At 33.7% G+C, this 23,967-nt stretch carries 18 protein-coding genes and 2 pseudogenes; 10 read left to right on the top strand and 10 right to left on the bottom strand.

Features of this window, described 5'->3' with window-relative positions; genetic code table 11:
• Positions 1-31: 31 nt before the first annotated feature.
• Complete coding sequence (locus OOK99_RS02095) at positions 32-298, bottom strand: type II toxin-antitoxin system RelE family toxin (RefSeq protein WP_063630607.1); 267 nt, start codon at positions 296-298, stop codon at positions 32-34.
• Positions 274-504 carry a hypothetical protein gene (locus OOK99_RS02090; RefSeq protein ID WP_063630608.1) on the bottom strand — a complete coding sequence of 77 codons (231 nt, stop codon included), beginning with the start codon at positions 502-504 and terminating at the stop codon, positions 274-276. The genes OOK99_RS02095 and OOK99_RS02090 overlap by 25 nt, the downstream gene beginning before the upstream one ends.
• A 122-nt stretch (positions 505-626) precedes the next feature.
• Here OOK99_RS02090 and OOK99_RS02085 point away from each other — a divergent pair, with 122 nt between their 5' ends.
• A complete protein-coding gene (locus OOK99_RS02085; protein ID WP_264720031.1) occupies positions 627-1,787 on the top strand; it encodes a hypothetical protein in 1,161 nt (386 codons plus the stop codon).
• Positions 1,788-1,876: 89 nt separating this feature from the next.
• Here OOK99_RS02085 and OOK99_RS02080 read toward each other — a convergent pair.
• A protein-coding gene (locus OOK99_RS02080; RefSeq protein ID WP_264720030.1) for an IS3 family transposase occupies positions 1,877-2,991 on the bottom strand; the annotation gives its coding sequence in 2 pieces (ribosomal slippage) (positions 1,877-2,718 and positions 2,718-2,991; 1,116 coding nt in all).
• A 69-nt stretch (positions 2,992-3,060) separates the two neighbouring features.
• Between OOK99_RS02080 and OOK99_RS02075 the strand changes: the two are divergent.
• Positions 3,061-3,696, top strand: a pseudogene (locus tag OOK99_RS02075) (recombinase zinc ribbon domain-containing protein); the annotation flags it as partial.
• A gap of 134 nt (positions 3,697-3,830) precedes the next feature.
• A complete protein-coding gene (locus tag OOK99_RS02070; RefSeq protein ID WP_264687012.1) occupies positions 3,831-3,956 on the top strand; it encodes a hypothetical protein in 126 nt (41 codons plus the stop codon).
• A gap of 164 nt (positions 3,957-4,120) precedes the next feature.
• Here OOK99_RS02070 and OOK99_RS02065 read toward each other — a convergent pair whose 3' ends face one another.
• The 6 genes from OOK99_RS02065 to OOK99_RS02045 all read right to left on the bottom strand — a co-directional run bounded on the left by OOK99_RS02065 (position 4,121) and on the right by OOK99_RS02045 (position 15,057).
• Positions 4,121-6,061, bottom strand: coding sequence for an ankyrin repeat domain-containing protein (locus OOK99_RS02065; RefSeq protein ID WP_264720028.1), 1,941 nt, complete (start codon positions 6,059-6,061; stop codon positions 4,121-4,123).
• Between the two features lie 156 nt (positions 6,062-6,217).
• On the bottom strand, positions 6,218-7,657 hold the full coding sequence (locus OOK99_RS02060) for a hypothetical protein (protein ID WP_264720027.1): 1,440 nt from the start codon (positions 7,655-7,657) through the stop codon (positions 6,218-6,220).
• Between the two features lie 1,226 nt (positions 7,658-8,883).
• Positions 8,884-11,727, bottom strand: coding sequence for a cytoplasmic incompatibility factor CifB (locus tag OOK99_RS02055; protein ID WP_319803437.1), 2,844 nt, complete (start codon positions 11,725-11,727; stop codon positions 8,884-8,886).
• A gap of 5 nt (positions 11,728-11,732) precedes the next feature.
• Positions 11,733-12,350, bottom strand: coding sequence for a hypothetical protein (locus OOK99_RS06985; RefSeq protein WP_319803436.1), 618 nt, complete (start codon positions 12,348-12,350; stop codon positions 11,733-11,735).
• Positions 12,351-12,360: 10 nt separating this feature from the next.
• Entirely contained in the window at positions 12,361-13,905 is a 1,545-nt protein-coding gene (locus OOK99_RS02050; protein WP_319803435.1) for a cytoplasmic incompatibility factor CifA, read from the bottom strand.
• A 270-nt stretch (positions 13,906-14,175) separates the two neighbouring features.
• Positions 14,176-15,057, bottom strand: coding sequence for an Rpn family recombination-promoting nuclease/putative transposase (locus OOK99_RS02045; RefSeq protein WP_264720025.1), 882 nt, complete (start codon positions 15,055-15,057; stop codon positions 14,176-14,178).
• Between the two features lie 409 nt (positions 15,058-15,466).
• On the opposite strand from OOK99_RS02045, the pseudogene rnhA reads away from it, so the two are divergent.
• The 7 genes and pseudogenes from rnhA to wmk (OOK99_RS02010) all read left to right on the top strand — a co-directional run.
• A pseudogene (rnhA, locus tag OOK99_RS02040) lies at positions 15,467-15,904 on the top strand (ribonuclease HI); the annotation flags it as partial.
• 89 nt (positions 15,905-15,993) lie between these two features.
• Positions 15,994-17,811, top strand: coding sequence for a DNA mismatch repair endonuclease MutL (gene mutL / locus OOK99_RS02035; RefSeq protein WP_264720024.1), 1,818 nt, complete (start codon positions 15,994-15,996; stop codon positions 17,809-17,811).
• Between the two features lie 67 nt (positions 17,812-17,878).
• Entirely contained in the window at positions 17,879-18,808 is a 930-nt protein-coding gene (gene wmk, locus OOK99_RS02030; RefSeq protein ID WP_264720022.1) for a WO male-killing family protein Wmk, read from the top strand.
• Positions 18,809-18,978: 170 nt separating this feature from the next.
• Entirely contained in the window at positions 18,979-19,653 is a 675-nt protein-coding gene (locus OOK99_RS02025) for a JAB domain-containing protein (RefSeq protein WP_264720021.1), read from the top strand.
• Between the two features lie 170 nt (positions 19,654-19,823).
• Positions 19,824-21,011 (top strand): hypothetical protein, encoded by a 1,188-nt coding sequence (locus OOK99_RS02020; protein ID WP_264720019.1) that lies wholly within the window; start codon positions 19,824-19,826, stop codon positions 21,009-21,011.
• Between the two features lie 86 nt (positions 21,012-21,097).
• On the top strand, positions 21,098-22,006 hold the full coding sequence (gene wmk / locus OOK99_RS02015; RefSeq protein ID WP_264720227.1) for a WO male-killing family protein Wmk: 909 nt from the start codon (positions 21,098-21,100) through the stop codon (positions 22,004-22,006).
• Positions 22,007-22,052: 46 nt separating this feature from the next.
• Positions 22,053-23,012 carry a WO male-killing family protein Wmk gene (wmk, locus tag OOK99_RS02010; RefSeq protein WP_264720017.1) on the top strand — a complete coding sequence of 320 codons (960 nt, stop codon included), beginning with the start codon at positions 22,053-22,055 and terminating at the stop codon, positions 23,010-23,012.
• Positions 23,013-23,051: 39 nt separating this feature from the next.
• Here wmk (OOK99_RS02010) and OOK99_RS02005 read toward each other — a convergent pair whose 3' ends face one another.
• A complete protein-coding gene (locus OOK99_RS02005) occupies positions 23,052-23,966 on the bottom strand; it encodes a patatin-like phospholipase family protein (protein WP_264719390.1) in 915 nt (304 codons plus the stop codon).
• Between the last annotated feature and the right edge of the window lies 1 nt (position 23,967).

Below are 23,967 nucleotides of genomic sequence, written 5' to 3'. Positions count from 1 at the left end.
TGGGGTGCATTATAATATTTAATGTTTATATTTATTTTTTATAAATATCACATCTATGTCCTATCTCTGTGATAGTTACTATTTGTTCTAATTGATTTACTCTGTAAATTACACGGTACTCACCAACTCTTAACCTTCTACGTCCTTTTAAGCTGTGGTGTAATGGTTCACCGAGGTTTATTGGATCAACTGTAAGCCTTTCATTTATCGCATTTACGACCCTCAGTCTTATTGTTTTTGGAAGGTCAGGAAGGTCTTTTCTAATAACCTTTCCTACGAAGATAATAGTGTATCCCAATCTACATCCTCACTTTTAATCATTTCTGCACCTTCAACATCACGCTCATCAGAAATTTTAGACACTAAAAAATCCTCGATTTCAAGCTCGATGGCTTCTCTCAGTAGTTTTTCTGCTAATGCTTGAGCAGGCTGCTTAGTAAGTTCAGATAATTCAGCAAGATGCTGTAAAGTTTCTTTACTGAAAGCTAAATTAGCGTTTGCCATAAGTTTTACCAGGTTCTACTACTGCATAATTATACAATATTTTCCTAAAATTTTCAATAAAGAATTATATTGACATATTATGGTAGACTGAGTATATACCAGTTTGCTGAGGTTAGGGAGAAATGACACAGAAGTTAATACTAAGTATAGTATTGCAGGACATTATTAGGAATAGAGAGGGTATGCCAGCCGCTGGCTACTGGATGTATTTCTATGACAAGAAGAGTCCTACAACTCTTCGTCATGCCTATTACAAAAACCAAGAAGGAACTGTCGTACCAGCACCAAATCCTCTACAACTTGATGAAAATGGTGCATTGCCCCACAAACTCTACTATTTCGTTGACGTAGATGATCCTGAAGATCGTTACATTGTGGAGCTGAAGTGCTGTTACGGCAACAGTGCTGCTCCTGAGATTGTTTTTACTGACCTACCTTACTTTCAGGAGCAGCGCAGCGCTGATTCGACTAGCGCTATCATATCTGATAATTTGTTTATCGATGGTCAGTTTAATATTGGTCTACAGATCGATGATAGAGGGCAGGGACCTGGCTATGTTTTACCTCAGTTTTCACAAGTACCAATTGCTGGACTTGCATGGCAGTTTGTGAGGTCTTACGCTGATTCAGTTGCTATGCAAGATAGAACTGACGTAGACAGAGTTTTCATTAAAGACATTACTGAGGCTGAACGAATTGATGAAGGCAATCCTCGTTTTTATTTAAATGTTATTTGTGAAAAGTCTAATGAGAAAAATCCGCCTCTAGAGAAAGCTATAGTATTTAAAAACTCTAATGCTCTATGGAGCGTTATTTCTGAATCACTGAAGCTCAAGTTCTATGCTTGGAGAGGTGGTGATGATATAGTCGTTAAATTACTGGCAATTCGTGATTTTGGTGCAAAATCATCAACACCGCCAAAAGTGAATGTAGTAGATGAATTTTTAATTGATTCTGATACGCCAAAGGTTTACGACACCAGTTTAACTTTACTCGATTTTGTCATCCCTTCTGATATTGGTGATGATCAAAGTTTGACGTTAAAGTTTCTCTTGCCGACCGATCGGACATTTAATTTTAAAGCAACGAACTTTTATTGTGCAAAAGTCTCAGCGCCAGTTTCAATTGTTGATTTTAAATATCCAACACAAAATTCTGATTTAGCAAAATCTAATTTATTGTTTTCATCGTTTAAAGAAAATAAATACAGCATTAGTAACAGTTACAACGAGCTCGCTTTTACCATTGATGGTCTTAAGTTTATAATGCACCCATTTGTCTAGACCATTTTTTTCAAAGTGATCCGATTTTTAAAATGAATATGTTGATAAATACGTCGACACACATTTAAAGTATTTATCAATATATTCATTTACTGTTTATGATAATAAAGATCAGCAGGAACTTTATAATGTAGAGTCTGATGTCGCCTTCTATAGTTATACCAAGCAACAAAATCATTTATTATAAGATTTAAATCTCTGATACTATTTGGTCTATAATAATATATAGCTTCTTGCTTTAAAGTTCTCCATAAGCGCTCAACAAATATATTGTCGAAGCAACGTCCTTTATGGTCCATACTGATTTTAATATTAGCACGCTCTAATTCCATAATAAAGTTGTAGCTAGTAAACTGCACCCCCTGATCACTATTAAAAATCTCAGGTTTACCTTGTTTTAGAGCTTCTTTGAGAGTATAAAGGCAAAATCCAGCATCAAGATATGGTGATAATGAATGAGCAATAATATAGCGACTATACAAGTCCATTATTGCCACAAAATAGATAAACTTACCTTCTACCATAATATATGTTATATCAGTAGCCCATACCTGATTAACTCTACAAATAATCAAATCTTTGAGTAAATAAGGATATATTTTATGCTTTTTTTCTTTAATACTTGTATTACATCTTTTTCTACAATACAGCCCACTAATCTTCATTTTTTTCATAATTCTTAAGATTTTTTTGTGATTGACTACTACTCCACTCGCTATGATTTCAGCAGTAATTTTACGATATCCATAACGGCAATCAGAAGCCAAATATACTTCTTGAATCAAATTTGCTACTTCACTTTCGTTATTAATTATAGGCCTATAATATAGGCCAGATCTGCAAATCCCCAATAAATCAGCCTGTTTCCTAATTGACAGATCAGAATCTTTTTCTATAAACCTTACTCTATCTTTTTTGCTTATTTCAGTAATTTTTTTTTCAAATAGCTATTTTCCACTGTCAATTCTCCTATTACTTTATGTAAACTTTCTATTTCTTGCGCTAAGATTCTTTGTTTTCTCGCACTTTCACTTTCTTCAACAAATAGGTCTTTTAACCTTGCCAATACTCTATCACGCCAATCATATAGATTTGTTGATGGTATTTTATATTCACTACATATCTCAGCTGTGCTTTTTTGATTTTTTATTGCTTCCAAAGCTATCTTTGCTTTTAACTCTGGTTCATATTTTTTTGTTGCCATACTTTTACCCCTTTACCTTCCTACTCGGATCAACCATTTTTTTTTGGTCTAGTTTATGGGGTGCATTATAAGTGCAAGGGCTGTGATGTAAACATGACTCTGACATACTCAAAAAAAGAGAATAAAAGATATCGATATTATGTGTGCAACAATCATTTAAGGGGAAAAGGTTGTGAATCAATAAACAGGACTATAGTAGCAGGAGAAGTAGAAAAAGAAGTGATGAAGAAAGCTGAACAGCTATATGAAAAATGGGGAGAAGAATGGAAAAATTTAAGTTTTGGAAAGCAGAAAGAAGTAGTGAAGAGATTAATAAGAACAGTATTGGTGAGAGAAGATGGAGTAGAAGTATGTTCTGAATCAGAGGAAAATTTTATAGCAATAAAGAAGAAAGGAAAGAAATGCACAGTAGTAGAGCCAGAAGGTAAAACAAATAATGCGTTACTCAAAGCAGTGGTAAGAGCCCACCTGTGGAAACGGCAACTGGAGGAAGGAAAATACGAAAGTGTGAAAGAGCTGAGTGCCAAAATTAATATAGGTACAAGACGTATACAGCAAATTTTGAGGTTGAACTATTTAGCACCAAAGATTAAAGAAGACATAGTAAATGGGAGACAGCCAAGAGATTTGAAATTAGTTGATTTGAGAGAAATACCGATGCTGTGGAGTGAGCAAAGGGAGAAATTTTACGGCTCAGCGTCGTAACGTTTATAAAAACAACAATATGAAAAAACATCGAAAAAAGTATGTGCCAGAAAATTAAAAAAGGTTATTGCAAAAGGAGCTACTACAAAGGGCCACACAAAAAGATGTTGAAATTGATATAGAAGAGCAAATAAATGTTACAAGATCAATTATGTAAAAATATCAATACAGGTGATGAAGATTTTAGCATATTAGGTGCAACAATGGTAGAAAATGATCCAATTTTAGCTGCATATTTTAATAGTAGACCTGGAGTGTAAAAGGCAGCTCAGAGCCAATTGTATGTTCCATATCCTCATTTTGTAGCCAGCTTAAAAACAATATAAAAGAGTATTCTTAGAAGACATTGGTACAACTTCCTTAATCTATAAATTATAGTAGTTTATATTTAAATAATAATCTTTAACTTTTATGGAAAATTAATCTACCTAGCCCTAGAATCAGAAGTTCTTCTTAACTCTTCACGTCCTACCCATGAATCTTTGTTCTTGTTAGACTCGCTTATTACTTCAGGACGCATTAATCCACCAGATCTTTCAAAATATCCCTGTTCAATAGCATCGTAGACCCAGTAGTTACCAAGCTCGCAATCATTACCTAACTCTTCTTCGCGACCTTTGAATTTTTCTAATATTTCTTCTCTATTACTCACTTCTACTATAATTTTGCTTTTATTCTGTATGTCAGGATACAGCCTAACGTCTACATTTCCCAAACTAGTATAGAAAGTTAATATTACATCGCTGCCTTCTGTAAGATCTGTGTAATTCCTTATGCCATCTTCAATTTTAATTTCTACTTCACTATTACCGATCTTTACTATATTTCTTCCACACTTTACATCTCCATCTGTTAGACCTAAATCCCTTGCCCCATCTGTTATCTTTATAATGTCTATTTTACTATCTTTAGAATATTCTAAGTAAAAAACGGAGTTGTCTACTCTTGCATCTTTTAGCTCGCTATTGGTTGCACTTTTTGCGATTTCAATAAACTTATGAGAATTGCTAATATAATCTCTATAAGCTTTTTTTAGGTTAGTTTTATGCTCTTTAAATTCTGATGTCAGTGTGTTAGCATCAACTGTATTACCAAACACTGCCCCTTTTGATACTAATTGACATATTATATTACTAGCAACTTTAGGATTTTTTTCTAATTCACTGATTTTTTTCATCACATAATCGGTAAAAGTGTACTCATTACCTGAAAAGAAATCTTGCGAAAGAGAATAGTTTAATCGTACACCAGACTTTATAGCATCGTTTACAATCTTTTCAAGTTCAGCCATATTTTGAGCATGAAACACCTTATCAGAAAACTCATTTAACTTTTCCTTTTGATTTGAGGTTAAATTAACGAGTAATTTACTGACCTGTCGTTTCTTTTGGTGAGAATAATTGATATTTATACGATAATCTAATGCTCCTGCTTTTAGAAATATTTTTCTTAACTCTTGAGCAAGATCTTCATTATCCCAAGCAAAACGATCAACATACGAAAACACTTTTGATTCACCCATTCCTTGCCGAATATTTAGCACTACTTTTAGGTCTAAGTCTCTTTTATGCTTACTTAAAAACTCCTTTAAATTTTTAGTGCAGTCTGAATCACACACAAGTAAGTCATACAATTCCTTATTCATCTTTTTCTGTTTATCAGTTAAAAATAATTCTTCTATATTATAGCAGAGCTTATTAGTTGCTATTTGTTGTGGAGTTCTTCCCTTTCTACTTGTTATATTAGGGTTAGCTCCTTTCAAGAGAAGAGAGTTTGCATTATTGTAATGACCTTTAGCAGCAGCAAGGTATAGTGGTGTTTTTCCTTTATTATCTTGTATGTTAGGATCTGCGCCTGCTTCCAAGAGTAAATCTATAGCCTGATTTCCTGTGCGACGAAATCCACCAATATTTGCTCCTGCAATCGCATGCAATACTGTTGATTGAGATTCTCCTCTTCTGAGATTAAGAATTACTTTTAAATCTTTATTGTTTTTATTATCATGTAAAAATTCTTCAAGGGGCTCAGTATTATCAAATGAACCACAGTTAGAAGCTAAACATTTTAGAGCACTAAGTAACTTTTTGTTTAAATTTTTTTGACTTGGTGTAAGGTCATGATCTAGAGCAAACCAAACACAAATCTGTTCACTTAATCCAAGTTTGCTATCTATCAAAGATAATGGTTCATTATAGTTTCTAACTGATGGTAAATCTCCTGAGTACCACATATCATTCATCAGTTCATTTAATAAATGCTCTTTAGATGATAAATGTTCTATAATGGATTCATATTCGAAATCATATAGTTCTGATTTGGGTTTTAGTAGATTGATGATAGATTTTATCCCAGTATATTCACCCATACTTATCCCTCTAATGCTAAGATACATAATACATTATATGCGATATGTAACATTAAATCAATAACCATAATCTTTTTACTACTCACGTCGTTAAGCTTTTGTGAAGTTTTTATGGTGAGTAATATAAGATCTTTAGACAATCAAGCAGTGTAGCATTTACCCTACAGTACGGCTTGTTGTCTGTTTTGAATTTGTTACTATCTCACACCAACTATTTTTTTTCTTTTCATTAGATAAGGTAATTTTTTCAGAAGATTGACGTAGTGTTTCATGTTTTTCAAAATATCCTCGTTTAATCGCATCATGTACTGAATATCCACCAAGTAAACAATTTTCTCCTATTTCTTCCTTATCTTTTAATTGATCAAGTTTCTTCTTGTCATCGTCACTTATCTTTACTTCAATTTTATTGTTGTCTTTATCACTAGAACGTAGATGAATACTAATCTTTCCTACTTCAGTAGTAAAAGACATTTCAATGCCACCTTCTAAAACGTCTGTATAATTTCTTTTTCCTCCTACATTTTCAACTCTTACTATACTCTTTCCAACATGAAATATATGATGTCTAAAACTTAAATCTTTCACTTTTGGATTATTTATAACTTTTGCAACCTCAACAGTGCTATCTTGCGAATATTTTACATAAAAATATCCATTATCCATTTCTACGTGTAAAGCTTTGCCTTGGGCACTACTGTTTATAATACCTTCATCTGCTACACTTTTTAGCTTGTTATCAATTTCTTCACATTCTGCAAAAATCTCATAACTGAACCCATAAGTTGCATACAATAACTTATCATCATAAAAGGAACTGCATTTTACTCTTCCACCTTTTAATAGTAAATTACTCATGATATTACGTATAATACCTATATTTTTATCATCTGATACACCCTCGTAGGCAGGAATATCTCTTATTCCCTTAGAAACTAAACTTGTTATAGTCTCACTATCGTCTGATAAACTCTCATAAGGTGGTAATCCCTTATGCTGTCGTATTCTATCAGGGATATTTCTTATTTCCTTAAAAATTAAACTTGTTATAGTATACTTATCATCGTTATATTTTGAATTGAGTCTTATCCCTTTTTGCAAATATTTATTTGTTATGCACTCTATACGCTCTAAAGCAGTGTTTGTAAAATTTTCATGCTTATCCCTATAACCTTGATCATTTTTTGTTACTACATCTTTTAACTCTTTACGAAATTCATCAATTAGACTTCTCTCACTTTCAGTCAGTAGTAGATCTAACTTAATTAAAGCAGAGTCTCTTGGACTAATAGGGTAATTTTTCCAATATAAATCACTATCATCAGTTTCACTCTGATACGACAATGTATGTTTTACACATGTGTCAACAGCCTCCCTAGTTTCATGTCTCTGATCAAGGTCATAACATTCCGAACGATTACTTATTCCTTGAACAAACAAACTATAATCATCTAAATCTGTTATGTCATCTTCAGGCGTTGGTCCCTCATTGCTATTACACTCAATTTTTGAATGCCATGGCTCAGTATTTAATTCCTCTCCTAGCTTTTGTTCACTGATAGATTCTACAACATATTTTACTGACTCTGTAACCATACTACCTCCTAGCCTAGATATAGAATATATTATGTACAATATATAATATTGGTCAAGCTAATTTCAACACAATCTTTTTACTACTCATATTTTTGTTAAGTTTTTATGGTGAGTAACAATGGAGTATATAGAGAGGTTAAAAGTTGCTTATGACTCCAAGTTTTAGCCTGTTTTACTATAGATTAACAAAATTGAGAAGCACTGGCGATATTTAATATATAGGAATATGATGCTTTAAAGGAGTGCAAAAACTGCTGAAGCTTATACAGTAACCTGCGGAGCCACTTCAGCAGAATAAAAAACACATGCCAGTATTAGTAGAGAATTATTTATAAGTCAACTAACTTTTTTAAAAAATATTTTAGTGAAAGTACCATGCTATAGTGTTTTCTAAAATAAATGATAGTGCACTAACATACAAACTCGCAGCTTTTAGGGGGTAATCTCGTAATGAAAATTTATCATTCATTTTCGAAACTACTATAGTTAGTGTTATAAAGAATTCAATTGTTTACTCCTTCAAAAAAGGTCATATATTTGTGAGAACAAGCCGCGTAAAAATAGGGTTGTGAAAACAGAAGCTTGAAATCTTTGCAACAAAGTTAGGCAGATTAGTTCATATGTGAATTTAGCTGAAGTAGGCTAATATAGCTACCTTTACGGTATAGTAGAATTATTATGTAGAAAAGTTCGTATGGATCACGTGGTAGACCATAAGATCCCAAAACAAACTCTTCTCACCGACCTTGGTTTTGAGCCTGAAAATGGCTGATTTTCTTGAGATATTAATAATATAGTTTACTGGATTAATAGTAATTCATTTAAGAATAAAAAGAAAAATTTATGATAATTTTACATTTCAAATAGATATTGTTCTTTTTATAAAAAATATTCCTATACTGTGCAAGGTCAAGTTTTAACCACATCAATTTTTCTTTCAAATTAAATCTTATCTTTTACAATGGGTCTTACGTTTAAATTATTTGATACCCAAATTAAGGAAGCCATCTTAAACGGCACACAACCTCAGCATCTAAAACTAGCTGATTTGAAGGAAATATCACTTTCATGAAAGGAGCAAATGAAGGTGCTTTACGGACAAGAGTCTTAATAATAGTCTTCCATATTATTGTTAATAAACACCATCATAAAATATGCAGAAACAACCTAGAAGACCGATTACAACCAACGCGTAAATATAGAGTAAAGAAAACTTCATCTACCTATTAACTTCTACCTCTACCATTGCTATGGTCATAAACTCTACTCACTCCATCAATTTTATCTAATGCAGACTGCGGGTTACCAAAATCAATTGATATCACTCTTTCTCCGCCTAATTGTAATGCCCCTCCACCTCCACGCTGTGGGTATTGGAGTCCTAAAAATTGTAATAGTAATGGATCAATTTCATGTTGAATTCCTGGATGAGCTTGAATTAAATCACTCCGGCGAGAAGGTAAGTTAGGATCATTTTGGAGTAATTGTGAAATATCTCTTCTCCGATCTTCAAAGTATTGTTCATTTCTTTGAGGTTGTCTAGTGTCATTTCCAATACCTGTACTAAAAAGATCATGTATATAACCTATAATACCTTCACCTTTTTCTCCAAAGTTATTATTTCCCTGTAAAGCTTGATTAATATCCCTAGCATTTTCGTATACCCATATGCCACAATTATGGCCATCTGTTTGCTGATGAACGGAAACATTATGGACATTATCATCATTAATATCACATTCTTTTAAAGCTTCTCGAATATTATTGTCAATACCACTATCTGGACCAAATGAATCAGCATAATACCCATAATAATTTCCATTTTGGTGGACAATAACTAATGTAACCCAATGACGATTACCTACATTAATAATAGCAGTTAATCTATCTCTTTCATTCGAAGCTACTTCTTGTTTAAACAAAGTTATGATATTACTTAATAAGCCCCTACCTGTTGGATCATTTTCATTGACTCCTACTGAAGTTATTTCAAAACCATAACGATCATTAGTTGAATGAGATTGATCATCAAGGAAAGTATATTGTCGTGCAGCGAAAAACATGTCATGAGTTTGTAGCCAATAACGATAATAGCCATTGCCTGTTGCAAAGTCTAGTGCAAGTAGATCATGCACATCTTTTATCTCACGAGCGTTGTTTCTACGAAGGATAGCATTTATTTGTTGTAATATTTTTTCTTGTGCTGTAAGTGGTTCATCTGCACCAAACATTAACCTTCTCATGACCCGTTCTTTATTGCCTTCAAGATAACGAACCGCAGCCCATCGATTATTACCTAGATCAAATAATGGAATGGAATTCTGTCTTTGATCTCCTGGTCCAATACCTTGAAAATGATCTATTAATCTTTGACGAGTCTGATCTGATAATAGATTTTCTGGTGGATTTTCATCAATAACACTATTAGGCCCTACTAGTCCTCTAGTACTGCGATCAAGCCTATGTATATATAGTCTTTGTGGAATAGATATAAGATCTTCTACTCTCTGTGCACCTGCATTAAATACAGCAGAAGATAAAACCACCTCATTTCCAGGAGTAAGAGATGTGTATCCCCTTTGTTTTTTTATAAGGCTTTTTATTTCCTGTTCTGCTCTAATTTGCTCTTGTTGTACTTGTCCCTGATTACCAGCAAATTTTAATGTATATCCAATCGGATGAGTATCATTTGGATGGCCTCTTAATAATAAAAGATCTAATTTCAGTTCTGTAGTTCCGCTACGTACTTGGTGTGCTGGTTCTCCTCCTACTACTGTAATAAACCTTCTTTCCTGACCTACTCTGTACCTAGTAATCATTTTTGCAGTATTGTCACAAGCATAAAATATACCATGTAACATAGAACGAAACTTATCTCCGTTCACATTTATTGCATCCCTCAATGGCATTAGTACCCTAGAAACCTCTAGAAATAATCTTTTATGCTGACCTCTATCTTGCCAGCCATTATTCACAACTTGATTTAAAGTATTATGCACACTTTCAGCATTAGGCACTTGTACAAGTTGACCATTTATTTGATCACGGCCATTGATATAGTTTTGATATGTATCAAAATTATTTACATTAACATCTAAACCTAGTATATGCTGATTATTGAGTACACAAAATACCTCACATATACCAGTATTATTTACATCTATACCAAACTCCTGTAAATTAATAAATCCCAGTTGTGCATTATTATGAAGTATAACTATATTAGAACCTTCAGCACGAAAGACCATAGTTAAAGCATGATCCTCATCATTATATCTAAGTACATACTTTGTTACAGGTACTTCCCCTCCCCCTGCGAATTGTAAATGGCGTCTATCAAAAGCACTATTCCCAAAAGCGAAACCAGTTATGCAATAAAATATCCTGTTATAATTCCCTGCATTCATTGGTATTTCAGCAGGAAGATTGTGAAGTAAGAAATCTCCAATATTTCTTCTAATTTCTTCATTCTCTACACACTCAAATAGTCTTTGTACTAAAGGGAATCTATCCTGTTGAAGCCCTACTGTATCAATACTAAAAGGATCTAGATTTAAATTAAAATTTAGTCCAACACAAACAGCATGTCTTGATTCGGTATGAACGGGTATAAATGAAGAAGCATGTAACCTTTTAGCGTAACCTGCGGCAAGATTTAATGCAGTATGAGACCGTGTTCCTCCTGCAGCAAGGCTAATAACGATAGGAAAGTTTTCTCTTTCTGCTTGACGATGTACAAGAAAGGCAGCATATGAATTTCCAGAAGATAAGTTAAGGTCAATATCTATTGTGCAAAGGTGACTAAGATTTGCTAAAAACCCTAAGAAAGCCCCGCAATCCTCAAATTTTTGATTGCGACCTTGAATGTCATTTTCCAGCGCTTGTCTGTAATTATGATAGATATCATTTATATATGGTAAAATTTCTCTGCGCATTCCATCTCTTACATCTCGTCCTTGATTACTTGTTAATATTTCTATAAAGTTGTTGACTCTTTGTTGACCTGGTGCTACTTGTACAAAATTGACAAGCCCATTAAGTTGTGCGTTCTGATTTGGAGTGAGGTGCACTACTTCTATTTCCTTACTGTCAACCCATGATCACCTAAAAGCTGCCTAATAAGATTAACCTCAGATGCTGAATATCTGATAAATCTATCTCTACCTTCAGAACCTTTTTCACGAATCGCCTCGAATACTGTTGCAATTGCTTCTCCCTGACTCTTACCCCTTCCATGCGCGCATACTTTATATTGCTCAAAACTTAGGTCTTCTTCCCGTAAATTCAGATTTTGCCGTCTAATCTCTCGCACTAGAGCATTTCTTTCCCTTGTACTGAACCTCAACCCATCACTATTAGAACGATCAGAAATACTGTAACACCTGACAATTCGCTGCCCGTCACGATCACGAGTCAAAACAGCAACTTTTAGGTTTCCTGTATTTCGATTTTGACCATTACGTGGATTAACACCATGATTATCAAAACGAAAATAAACTCTTTCGTCTGTACCTAAAATACCAGCATCATGTGCAGTAGCAAACATACTAAAAAAGAATACAGAAAGGAAACGACCTTCACCCACATGGTACAAGAAAGATGGACATTGATCTAAAAAAGACTCAAACTTTTGTCTAAAACCATCAAGATCTCCATCCACTAAACTTCTAATAAATCCATCACCATTACTCATAAAATACCACCTATTTATGAAGACTAGAAACACCACTCACGCTAGATGATCCAAGTATGGACTGTGGATCAGAATCATCAAGTGGCGAAGATATCTCCTCTAATTCAGAAGGTGATTCTTGCGAGTAAACACCACTAGTACTAGAGGATTTTAATGTGGATTGCGAATGACCACCAGAGCCATCAAGTGGCAAAGTTGCTTTCTTACTACCATGAGCTTGAGATTGTGACCGTAAACTATACGGATGACCATCACCTTTAGGACCAGGAGCTTTTTCTAACTCAGAAAATAACTCTTCTGCAAACAGACCGTAATCTACATTTACTTTTTTACCTTCTCTACCGCATAATCTAAGGTTTTTTATCATAACTTCTTTAAAGGATTTAAACCTTTCAGGAAAGCAATTTTTGGCAAATAATATTATATCTAACATTTCTTTCTTCTCTATTTCTTTTTCCTCATCAGACTTATAAATATCTTCTCGTTTCCAATTGACTATTAATTCTGCAAGTACGTCCTGTATAGGAACTATACCATTTGAAGTATTAACAACAGCCTTTTTGTGCTCAGCTAAACTACCACACTTCCAAATCTCCATAATAAGAGATCTAGCTTGAACACTTAACTCAGGATTTTTCAACATCGTATCTGAAAGCGAGCAAAGGAGAAGGTCATACTCTCGATGTGAGAATATTTTTTCTGAATGGCCCCCATGTACTGAAACTTTTTTATAGCACCAACACTGTACCAAATCACGAACTGTATCAAAAAAACATGACTCTATTAGTTCAGCAAGAAGGGAACATACAGCCTTATCTTTCTGTAACAATTTCTGTAAAAGAGTATCTTTATCAGCTATATTCCTTACACAAAAATCTAAGATAGGAGCATCTTCCTTAACAGCTTGAACGCGAGATAGAGTAATAATTGCTTCTGTAAGCTTCTTCTCTTTATCTTCTTCTTTTAAATGATTATAAAAATACTCTACTCCTTCACTCCACTTGAGTTTTACGGCACTATCAAAACCTTCTACTGCACCTTTTACTGTATCATATTCCTTTAATTCCCCAGATTCTCTATCTATCCAGAAATCAAACACGTTACCATTTCTTTTTATAGTATCTAGTAGGGAGTTTCGTACGTATTTATCAGTTATAGGATTACCACTACCATCACGTGCACCAGGACGAAAACCGTTCTTGAGAAATTCGAACCTTTCTTGAAAGAGAGGATGAATTTTATCTATAACACAATAACTACATGCCATCTCGTATTTGCGAAGTGGATTATCTATTTCTCCTATTTTCTCCTCAGTCAATTTTTGACCTAAAACAGCATTATTTAATCTTATACCTGACCAGCAATTTTCATCTTGGAATAAATTATACAAAAATTGCAGCTTATCATCATTAAAGTATTTTACATGCTCTATATAGGTTTCCAACCACCTTTTAATAGCTAACTTCCTCCCAGAAGCAATTTCAGGATCTGTATGTTTTATAACATCTTGTAGCTTTTTAAGTACTGCAGCTTGACGCTTTGTTTCTATTGGCATTTCACCTCCCATAAAAAATATCTAATGCATTATGCAAAAGTTAGAATCAAATATCAACAATAAAATTGTCAAGGATAAAAAAATTTTATGAAAAACATTTTTTATATTTAAATATCATCTATTTTGCGCTTAACTGATGCGTAAAATTAGTGAGAAAATCAAATAGACTATAGCGAGATAGCGGAAGAGTTAGATGTAGGCTTTAATATATTAGACTAATGGATAAAGAAGTATAATAAGTTGAAAAGAGCTCTAAGGGAGTTACAATACTTAGGCTTTTTCCTTAAGTTTTGAAATTTCAGCTTTAGGAAGACCGGTAGACTCAGCTATTAAGTCAACAGATACACCTGCTTTAAGTAGGTTTTTTGCAACTTCAATTTCCCTTTCCTTTCTGCCTTTTTCATGGCCGATAAGGATGCCTTCGTGAAGTTTTTCTTCAAGGGTAGATAAATAATCATCGGTACGTTTCTTAGCTTGATCATAAGCAAGACGTTCTTCTTTACTCCAGTTATATTGGTTTAACTCATCATAAGCCCTACCAATAATTACATCACTACCTATTATTTTTTTTAGATCCTCTTCGCTCGTTTCATCTGCGTGCTTAAAAAAATAGATCCATTTTTCAACAATATTTTCTAATTGATCTTCTTTTGTTTTATTAAACTTTGGTAGCTCTATAAAAGTGAAACTAAAGTCTTTGAGATCATGTTCAAAGGTCATCTTATCAAAAGTCACGTGATCAGACTTATAAGCGAGCTTGTTAGGAAATAAGATAAAATCAGCAATAGCAATAAAGATAACCCCTTTAAGATCATGATACTGGTCACCTACATCAGCTTGACTTGAATAAGCTTTGGCAGCGTAATATTGGGCACGTTTTTCAAAGCCCCTTGTTTTAGCGACTTGCATCTCAATGATGGTTTTGACCCCTGTAGAATCAACACAGAGAACATCGACAATACTTTGCTTTTGAGAGGCAATAACAGGGTCTTGAATGGGACTGAGAAAGGAGACATCTTTAATCTGGTTGTCATCAGTAAGATCTAATATATCATTAAGAAAGTGAATAAGAATGTCTTTGTTCTTTTCAGTACCAAATATTCTCTTAAATGCATAATCATTTCGCACATTGAGAAACTTAGAAAGAGCCATGAGAAAGTAAGATAAAAAGCATTAATGATTATACACAATTGTGAGGAAATGTTCAATCTTTTTATTGTTTTAAATGTGTTGATGAAAAAACGTCTGTTAGAGATCATCTGAGAATTGCATTTAAGGCTTTAGATGTAGATTTTGGATCATCTTTTTATAATTGCCTTATAAAATACCTTAAAAACCCCAGCAAATGAATTGATAAGCTATGAAGAGCTTAAAAATACTTATTTTCAGTGTGAGAGATTAACCTCCTAATAAAAATACGAGCCCAAAAGCTCAATTACGATTTACCTAATATCGAGAGAACAGGTTTGTCAATCTCTCACACCTTACATTTTAAAATATTCAAAAAATAATATCAACATATTTCGGTAGCAAATTTACGTTGAATCTATATCCTGCAAGTATGGGCGAAAAAAAGAAGGTTACAATATATACAGATGGAGCATGTTCCGGAAATCCTGGGCCTGGCGGATGGGCAGCCGTGGTGATGTATGAAAATAAAAGTGTCTTTATCAAGAAACGTATCTCTGGAGGTGAAGAAGACACAACGAATAACAAAATGGAGTTAAAGGCTGTGATTAACGGGCTAAAGATGTTGAAAGTTTCTTGCGAAGTTGTTTTACACACTGATAGTCAGTATATTAAACAAGGTATAACAGAGTGGATCAATAAATGGAAGGTAAATGGTTGGAAGACAGCCGATAAAAAGCCAGTGAAGAACAGAGAATTATGGCAGGAACTAGATGAAGTTGCTTTGCAGCATGATATTAATTGGAAGTGGGTTAGAGCTCACAACGGTAATATGTACAATGAGGAGGCAGATAGACTTGCTAGAAAGGAATCTAAAAAGCTAAAATATAGAGATTGTGAGGTCAAAAAATCACCAAAAAATAGAGGGAACTCTAAGTTTCATAGATTGGGTGGGGTATTATGGCAATAATTCTTTTAGACACAAAAACTATAAATCGTATAGCAGCGGGAGAAGTAATCGAAAGGCCAGCAAGTGTAGTAAAGGAATTAGTGGAAAATGCAATAGATGCTGGAAGTTCAGAGATAGAGATCAAGATAGAAAGTGGTGGGCGTAATCTTATAACTGTAACAGACGATGGAAATGGAATAGAAAAGGAAGATTTGGAACTTGCGTTTATGCGCCACGCTACTTCAAAATTAAGCGATAGTGAGTTAATAGAAATCAAGCACCTTGGGTTTAGAGGAGAGGCTCTGTCTTCAATTGCAGCAGTAAGCAGAATGAAATTATCATCCAAGGCAAGTGGAGCAAAGGAAGCATGGTCTATAAGATATGAGGGAGGAGAAAAAATAAGAGAGATTACCCCTTGTTCTTTGTTGCAAGGTACATATATTGAAATTCGTGACTTATTTTTTGCCACACCAAATAGATTAAAATTTCTAAAAACCGAGAGGGCAGAAACACAAAGCATTGTTGACATTGTAAATAACTTAGCAATGATTAACTATAGTATTGGGTTTACTCTCACTTCCGGTAATAAAAAGCTCTTAAAATATGTTAAGCAAACTTCATTATTTAACAGATTATGTGAAACAGAAGAAGAATTTCAGAGCAATTCGCTGGAAGTTAAAGAGGAAGAAGACGGCATAAAACTTATAGGATACATCTGCAAACCTACGGTCAATCGAGGTAAGTCTGATATGATCTATACATTTGTGAATGGAAGGCCAATAAAAGACAATCTACTTGTTGGTGCAATTAGATATGCGTATCACGATTTTATTCCAAACAATAGGTATCCTTTTGCAGTGTTGAACTTAGAGATACCATACGATCAAGTAGATGTAAATGTGCATCCAAATAAATCAGAAGTAAGATTTCAGAATAAAAGGTCAATATATGAAATAGTGAGAAGAGGGATAATAAAAGCATTATCGACAAGAATAGGTACGTTCGCAGCAAGTGATGTTGAGCCTCAAAGTATTGAAGAGTGTGATAGCCAAGAGAAGGTTAATAGTAAAGAGGAAAAAAATCAAAAAGAGTTTTATGAAAAGAGACCAAGTCTTTTAGAAAATCGTCTAATGAAAGAATTCAATGCACCAGATGAAAGAAGGCAAAGCTTACCAGAAACGTTTAAGTATGGAGAATCTCCATCCCAAAAGGAAGCGATGGTTCTAGAAAGGGAGCAAATTGATTTAATAGAGGATCATCCTCTAGGGTATGCACGCTGTCAGGTCCACAGTACTTACATTATTGCTGAGGCTAAAGGCAAATTAATTATAGTAGACCAGCATGCAGCCCATGAGAGATTGATATACGAGTGCTTAAAGCAAAAATCAAGCATAAAAAGACAAAAACTTCTTCTTCCTGAAATAGTTGAGATTAAAAACCAAGCAGGAATGGAGATGGTTGAAATGTATAAAGATAAGCTTTTCGAAATGGGTTTTGGTATTGAAATAGAATCAGAAGATAAAGTAAGGGTGAAAGAAATACCTGCAATTTTAGGAACAATAAATGTGAAAGAGATGGTGATGAATATAGTTGATAGATTAATGGAGATAGGAGATACGCTACCTATAGAAGAAAAAGTGAACAAGATACTAGCTACCATTGCGTGCCATGGGTCAATTAGAGCTGGAAGGGAAATGAAGTTGGAGGAGATGAATGAGTTGATGAGACAAATGGAGGAAACACCTTATGCTGGGCAATGCAATCACGGAAGACCAACGTATATAGAAATGAAACTAAGTGATATAGAAAAATTGTTTGAAAGGAGATGAGTTCAGTTTGTCAAAAAGGTTGCCAATTAGGTATACGTAACGGCTCTTCTGATTATGAGTATAAAATGTGAAAAAAGAGAATAATTACTCTAATTTTTTATATTATAAAGTAGTAGGACAGAAAGTAAGAAGTTGTAGGATAGCAAAGGGGTATACTCAAAAAGATTTAGCAAAAAAAATAGGAACAACATATCAGGTAATACTTCAATATGAAAAAGGAACGCGCAGAATTTCAATTAAGAAGTTATATGAATTAGCAGAAGCATTATCAACAACTGCTAGAGATCTAGCTTGCGTACAAGAAGTATCAAATGAGGGAAGGTATGAGGGAGAAGAGGTATTAAATCTAGTAAGAAGACATAGAGAGATTAAGGATCAAGAATTACGTGAAACGTTTTATTTATTAACTAAATTCATCCGTATTAGCGAGGAAGAAAGTGGAAAGGCAGTAAAAATAGAGGTGGCAAAGGGTTTAGTTAAGGAAGGAGTTTCTATCTCTCAAACGACCAGTTTATCTATTGATGAATATGATAATGATGAGAAAAAAATTTCTATTCCGTATAAAGTAGGTCAAAGAATAAAAGAATGGAGGTTGAGAAGAGGATACACACAAGAAGATTTAGCAAGTGAAGTGGGCATAATAAATCAAAGAATATATGAATATGAACAAGGACGAGCTGCTGTTTCACTTGAAATGTTAGATGAAATAGCAAAGGTACTATTAATTAATATTACAGATCTGCTTCCAGAAACAACAGAAAATGAGAATAGTGAAGCAGAGCTATCAAGGTTAATAGAAGAATACAAAAAGATTAAAAGCCAAGAACTACGTCATGTACTAATAAAATCTCTGTTTGAAAGCATACAAATTTGCAAAGAGAAAGTGAAGAAAGTAGAAAAGATGAAAATTGCAAAGAATTTAGTTAAGGAAGGAATTTCTATCAATATTATTTTAAAAACAGTGGGCATCTCTTTAGACGAAATTCAACAAATTTAAAATAAAAAAATCAGTATCTATTAACATTTTTACTTTTTGATGAAAAAATAAGTAAAAAAGATTGAAAAATTGATTTGACTTCACTCAAAAGCTATGGCTTTATGCCAATGCTGACAAAAAACAGCAGTAAATATATAAAAACATTTTGTTATTAGTGAAGGGTAATTTTTATGAATAATAAGAAAAGTAGTAAGGATCGTAGAGAAGAAATAGAATTCAGAGCATTAGAAAGCAACGGTAAAGCACTACTTGATCGTGAAGTAATAGAAACGTTTCTAAGTGCAGTGCATGACAGGGAAGAAGCTCGAATTATTGCTAGAAAGCTAATAGATAGTTTTGGAATAGGAGGAGTTTTAGGCCAGGAAATAGATGATTTGAAAACTGTAGAAGGGATAACTGACTCTACAGTAGCAGTAATTTTATGCCTAAAGGAAGCTGCAAAAAGAGTACCAAGAGAAGAGTTAAAAAAAGGACCTGTAATGGATAACTTGGAAACCATCGTAAAATATTTAAGGGTGAGTATTGGTTATTCAGAGGAGGAAAAGATGAAAATAATATATTTTGATCAAAAGTGCCATTTAAAGGGGGAAGAAGTGTTCACTGGTACAGTGGATAAGGTACCTTTTTACATAAGAGAAGTAACAAGAAAGGCATTAATAAGAAAAGCGACGTCAATAATAATATCGCATAACCACCCAGAAGGAAGGTTAAAGCCATCTGATGAGGATGAAGCTGTAACTAAAGACTTGGCTAAAGCTTGTCAGACTATAGGGATTAGGTTAATGGATCACATTATCATTACAAGTGTTGGATATTTTAGTTTTAAAGAGCAAGGACTGTTATAAAGCAGATGTTTGAAGATTTTCATGAGTTGTTTAACTACTTGAATGAAGAAAGTATTTGCAATCACATTAATCATTGCTTATAATTAATGAGAAAGTATATATTGAATTAATAATAAAGTAATAAAGTCGGTTATAGACTTAGTAAAGTATATTTAATAGCGGAGGCTAATATGAGTAATAAAATAATTGTACCTTTTGATGATCAAGAAGGAGGTACTTACGAGTTAAACATTGATCTTGATAGATTATCAAAAGGTGAGGTGTTAAATGCTATTGTAGGAATTGGTCGTACTAAGGAGCAATCCACCTTTGTAAGCAAAATTAATAAGGCTAAAAAGCCTGAAGAAATAGCACCTTTCCCTGGTAGAGAAGTTCGCGAAAACAAAATCAACTATGGGAAAGGATTTGACTATGTTTATGGCACAAAACCTGTAAGTGATCAAGAAGATAAAAATCCATTTGCTTCAGCTTTGAAAAAAATAAAGCCGAGTGCAGAAACTTTGAGCTGGTTAAAAAGTGAAGTGGTAGAGGCAAAGAATGTAAATGAATTGCACAAAGTTATAGACAAAGTACTAGCCTCAGGAGCAAGAATAAATGCATGTGATGACGGGGAATGGAGTTTTGCAGAGTATGTAGTATTAGGTACACATTTTCATAAATTTGATAAGGTTGATCGTAAAAAGCTAATACGTAAATTAATGCTAAGCGGTGCAGAGTTTCATGATACTTTATTGGAGAATAAATTGATAGGTGAAATCTATAATGAGCTACAACCAGAAGTTCAGCCACAGATAGATAAGCAACTAGACGAACTAGAGAAAGCTGGCGAAAGTGCTGTTCAGGAAGGAGAATTAATAGATATCGAGATAGATAATAAAATGCTTTTTATGGAATTCTCTGAAGATAGCAAGGTAGAGGTAGCCAAAATACTGAGAGAGTTAGGGAGTAATATTTTAAAAATGGGTAATAATGCAGTTGAGATCAGAAGGGAGGAAGGAGGTTTAAGAAATTACGTTGATGTATCAGATGGTAGCTCTGTTGTGTTAGAAATTCCTACAAGCGCTGGTAAACTAAATATTATATTGTACCATGATGTAAAAAAATATGATCAAGTACAAGTCAGAGTAGAAAACAAGGAAATGTGGGCTGAGCTACAACAAAGAGGGGAAGAAATTGGAAAAAATTGTCTTTTTGCTGGAGTAAAACTTAAAGAAGCAGTAGAAAAGGGAAGTTTTATGAGATGTGGCATATGGAATAGCAAGCAGCTTATGAAGGAGGTTGATAGCCCAAGTGAAAAATTGTCTTCATGGGTAGATAAAGTACGTGAAAATAGTAAAGAAACTTTTAGGGGGCTTTAATTCATTTATTTTAAGGTTCCAGAGTCTACCATTATATCTGGAGCCTTTGAGCTATAGTAGAAAATATTATATGTATGGTTCTTTGTATGGAAAAAAGTCTAGACTGTGAGGTAGGGCAAAAAGTAAAAAATTGGAGGTTAGAGCGAGGTTATACTCAGAAGGATTTAGCTGAGAAAATTGGTGTAAAGTATTGGGTAATACTGCAATATGAGAAAGGGAACCGTAAAATTCCAATTAAGAAGTTATATGCCATAGCAGAAGCATTATCAGTAAATGTTAAAGGTCTAGTTTGTGGAGAGACACTACCAAATAAAAAAAGATATTTTGAAGATGAAGAAATATTAAATTTAGTAAAGGGGCATAAGGATAAAGAATTAAGCGAGGTATTTTATTTATTAACCAAATTTATTCGTTTGAGTGAGGAAAGAAGCAGAAAAGCGGTAAAAATAGAAGTAGCAAGGGGTTTGATGAAAGTAGGAGTTTCTGCTCATGTTATCTCTCGAACAACTAACTTATCTATTGGTGAGTATGAGGAGAACAAAATTCCCATTCCATACAAAGTAGGGCAAAGGATAAAAGAGTGGAGATTGATACGAGGATATACACAAAAAGATTTAGCGAATAAAGTTGGCATAACAAATCAAGGAATATACGAGTATGAACAAGGGAGAGCTGCTGTCTCACTTGAAATGTTAGATGAAATAGCAAAGGTATTATCAATCAGTATCATAGATCTACTTCCCGAATCAGATGAGGATAGTGAAGCGGAAGAAAAGCTATCAAACTTGATAGAAGAATACAAAAAGATTGAGAGTCGAGAATTACGCGATATGCTAATCAAGTCTTTATTTAAAGGTATACATGTTTGTAGAGAAAAGGTCAGAGAGGAAAAGAAGATTGAAGTTGCAAGGAATTTAGTGAAAGAAGGAATTTCTGTTGATATTATCTTGCAAACGACAGGCTTATCAAATTATATGATTGAGAAATTTTTGTGATTTCATAAAAACTTAGCCAATAGTGGATTTTTTTGTGATAGAATATATGTTTGCTTCTGTAGGAAAAACAGCTTTTAGAGGATTTATCTATGATAATTCAGAGCATATTGGCTCAGCAAGCTACGAGCTGGGGAAAAAAATAGAAGGTTGTAGGATAGTACAAGGGTATACTCAGGCAAAATTAGCAAGCAAAATTGGTTTAACACATAAGGAAATACATAACTTTGAACTAGGGTGCAAGGCTATTACAATCAAAGAATCGTATATAATAGCAGGAGCATTGTCAGTTAATGTTATAGATCTACTTCCAGGACCAACAGTACTAAGAGAATATAAAGATGAAGATGAGGAAATACTCTATCTAACAAAAATATACGAGAATCAAAAGTTAGGCAAAATAGTACCTTCATTAGTCAGGTTTGTTCATATTAGCGAAAAAATTAATCAAGAAGAAGCGAAAATAGAAGTAGCAAAGAATCTAGTGCAAGAAGGAGTTTCAGTTGATATTATTTCCCAAGTGACTCGCTTATCTACTTATGAATATGATGATATAGAGAAAGAAATTTGTACTGATTCTATACTCTACAAAGTAGGGAAAAGGATAAAAGAGGAGAGATTAATACGGGAATACACTCAGGAGGACTTGGCAAATAAAATCGGTTCAACACCTAAAGAAATACATGACTATGAACGAGGATATACAGACATTCCAATTGAAATATTATATAAGATAGCAAAGACATTATCAGTTAACATTAAAGCTCTTGGACTAACAGAACATGAAAATGAGCCAGTTTTGAGATTTGTAGGTAAATGCGAAAAAATTGAGGATCAAGAATTACTGGATACGGTAGCTAGATCTTTATCTGAAGGAATGCAAACTGGTAAAGAAAAGGTTAAAAAAGCAGAGAAAATCAAAATTGCAAAAGATCTAGTTAAGGAAGGTGTTGCTATTGATATTATTTTGCGAGCAAGTGGCCTAACTGCTGATGAGTGTGAAAATTGAATTGTGTTAAACAATATATTAAGATGTAAGTAAAGATAGTTATATATTTAATATTTCTATACAGAATTTTTCTATCACTTTCTGATTGTCCTCTATCATTGCATTTGCCTCTTGCTGAAGAGATTTGATATTTTTTGATGTAATATTATCCATGTCAGGTGATGCTATTTTTAGTTGCGATTGTACGCGTATATATTTATCAGCTATAACTTGATCAAGTTGGTAATTTACTGCATCTAAACTTGAGGCAAACATCACATGTAGTAGTGGCTTTATCCAGCCTATTTTTCCCAATCTCTTTGAATTGGCTATGCTTCTATCTGTTCTGCCAGTACCTACCGATAACAGTAGAATATCATCATTTGGAAATAATCTCTTACCACTTGCATATGCACAAGCCGCTGGATTATTGGCAAACACCCCTCCATCCACTAATACCATTTCCTTTTGGTTGACTTTTAAATATTTAGGTGCAAAGTAAGTAGGTGCAGCCGTTGCAGCTCTGAGTGCATCTTTCAGCTTAATATTACCTTCTTTCCAGCTTTTGAAGAAAAATGGGCAATTATTCTGAATGTCGTAACTGGTAAGCAGTACATTATTTAAAGTGTTTTGTAGAGTATCATCACCAAAATATTTGTCCAATACAAATTCAATATTTTTATATGGGTATTGTGCACAGTTAAACCAAGATAATATTGATCGCCTAAAAAATGAAGACTTGAAAATATATGGTCCATATTCCCGATAGAACTCGACTAAATCATTAGCAGAATATTGAGGTTTATCTTTTTTACATAATCCAGCTACAACAATTCCACCGGTTGAGGTCCCTGCCATAAGATCAAAGATTTCAGCTATCGGTTTTCTTGTCCTTTGCTCTATTTCTGCTAGAATAATGGCTGGTATGATGCCTCTAATGCCACCTCCATCAACGGATAAAATATATTTAATCATT

The organism is Wolbachia endosymbiont (group B) of Eucosma cana (assembly GCF_947250645.1).
GTDB lineage: Bacteria > Pseudomonadota > Alphaproteobacteria > Rickettsiales > Anaplasmataceae > Wolbachia.
This window is presented reverse-complemented; position numbering and strand designations above follow the sequence as displayed.

Coding starts and splice junctions, on each gene's coding strand:
- OOK99_RS02060 (WP_264720027.1), bottom strand. CDS start 7,657: ATGGTTACAGAGTCAGTAAAATATGTTGTAGAATCTATCAGTGAACAA.
- OOK99_RS02050 (WP_319803435.1), bottom strand. CDS start 13,905: ATGCCAATAGAAACAAAGCGTCAAGCTGCAGTACTTAAAAAGCTACAA.
- OOK99_RS02090 (WP_063630608.1), bottom strand. CDS start 504: ATGGCAAACGCTAATTTAGCTTTCAGTAAAGAAACTTTACAGCATCTT.
- OOK99_RS02025 (WP_264720021.1), top strand. CDS start 18,979: ATGAATAATAAGAAAAGTAGTAAGGATCGTAGAGAAGAAATAGAATTC.
- OOK99_RS06985 (WP_319803436.1), bottom strand. CDS start 12,350: ATGAGTAATGGTGATGGATTTATTAGAAGTTTAGTGGATGGAGATCTT.
- OOK99_RS02085 (WP_264720031.1), top strand. CDS start 627: ATGACACAGAAGTTAATACTAAGTATAGTATTGCAGGACATTATTAGG.
- mutL (WP_264720024.1), top strand. CDS start 15,994: ATGGCAATAATTCTTTTAGACACAAAAACTATAAATCGTATAGCAGCG.
- OOK99_RS02005 (WP_264719390.1), bottom strand. CDS start 23,966: ATGATTAAATATATTTTATCCGTTGATGGAGGTGGCATTAGAGGCATC.
- OOK99_RS02070 (WP_264687012.1), top strand. CDS start 3,831: ATGTTACAAGATCAATTATGTAAAAATATCAATACAGGTGATGAAGAT.
- wmk (WP_264720017.1), top strand. CDS start 22,053: ATGTTTGCTTCTGTAGGAAAAACAGCTTTTAGAGGATTTATCTATGAT.
- wmk (WP_264720227.1), top strand. CDS start 21,098: ATGGAAAAAAGTCTAGACTGTGAGGTAGGGCAAAAAGTAAAAAATTGG.
- OOK99_RS02065 (WP_264720028.1), bottom strand. CDS start 6,061: ATGGGTGAATATACTGGGATAAAATCTATCATCAATCTACTAAAACCC.
- OOK99_RS02020 (WP_264720019.1), top strand. CDS start 19,824: ATGAGTAATAAAATAATTGTACCTTTTGATGATCAAGAAGGAGGTACT.
- OOK99_RS02045 (WP_264720025.1), bottom strand. CDS start 15,057: ATGGCTCTTTCTAAGTTTCTCAATGTGCGAAATGATTATGCATTTAAG.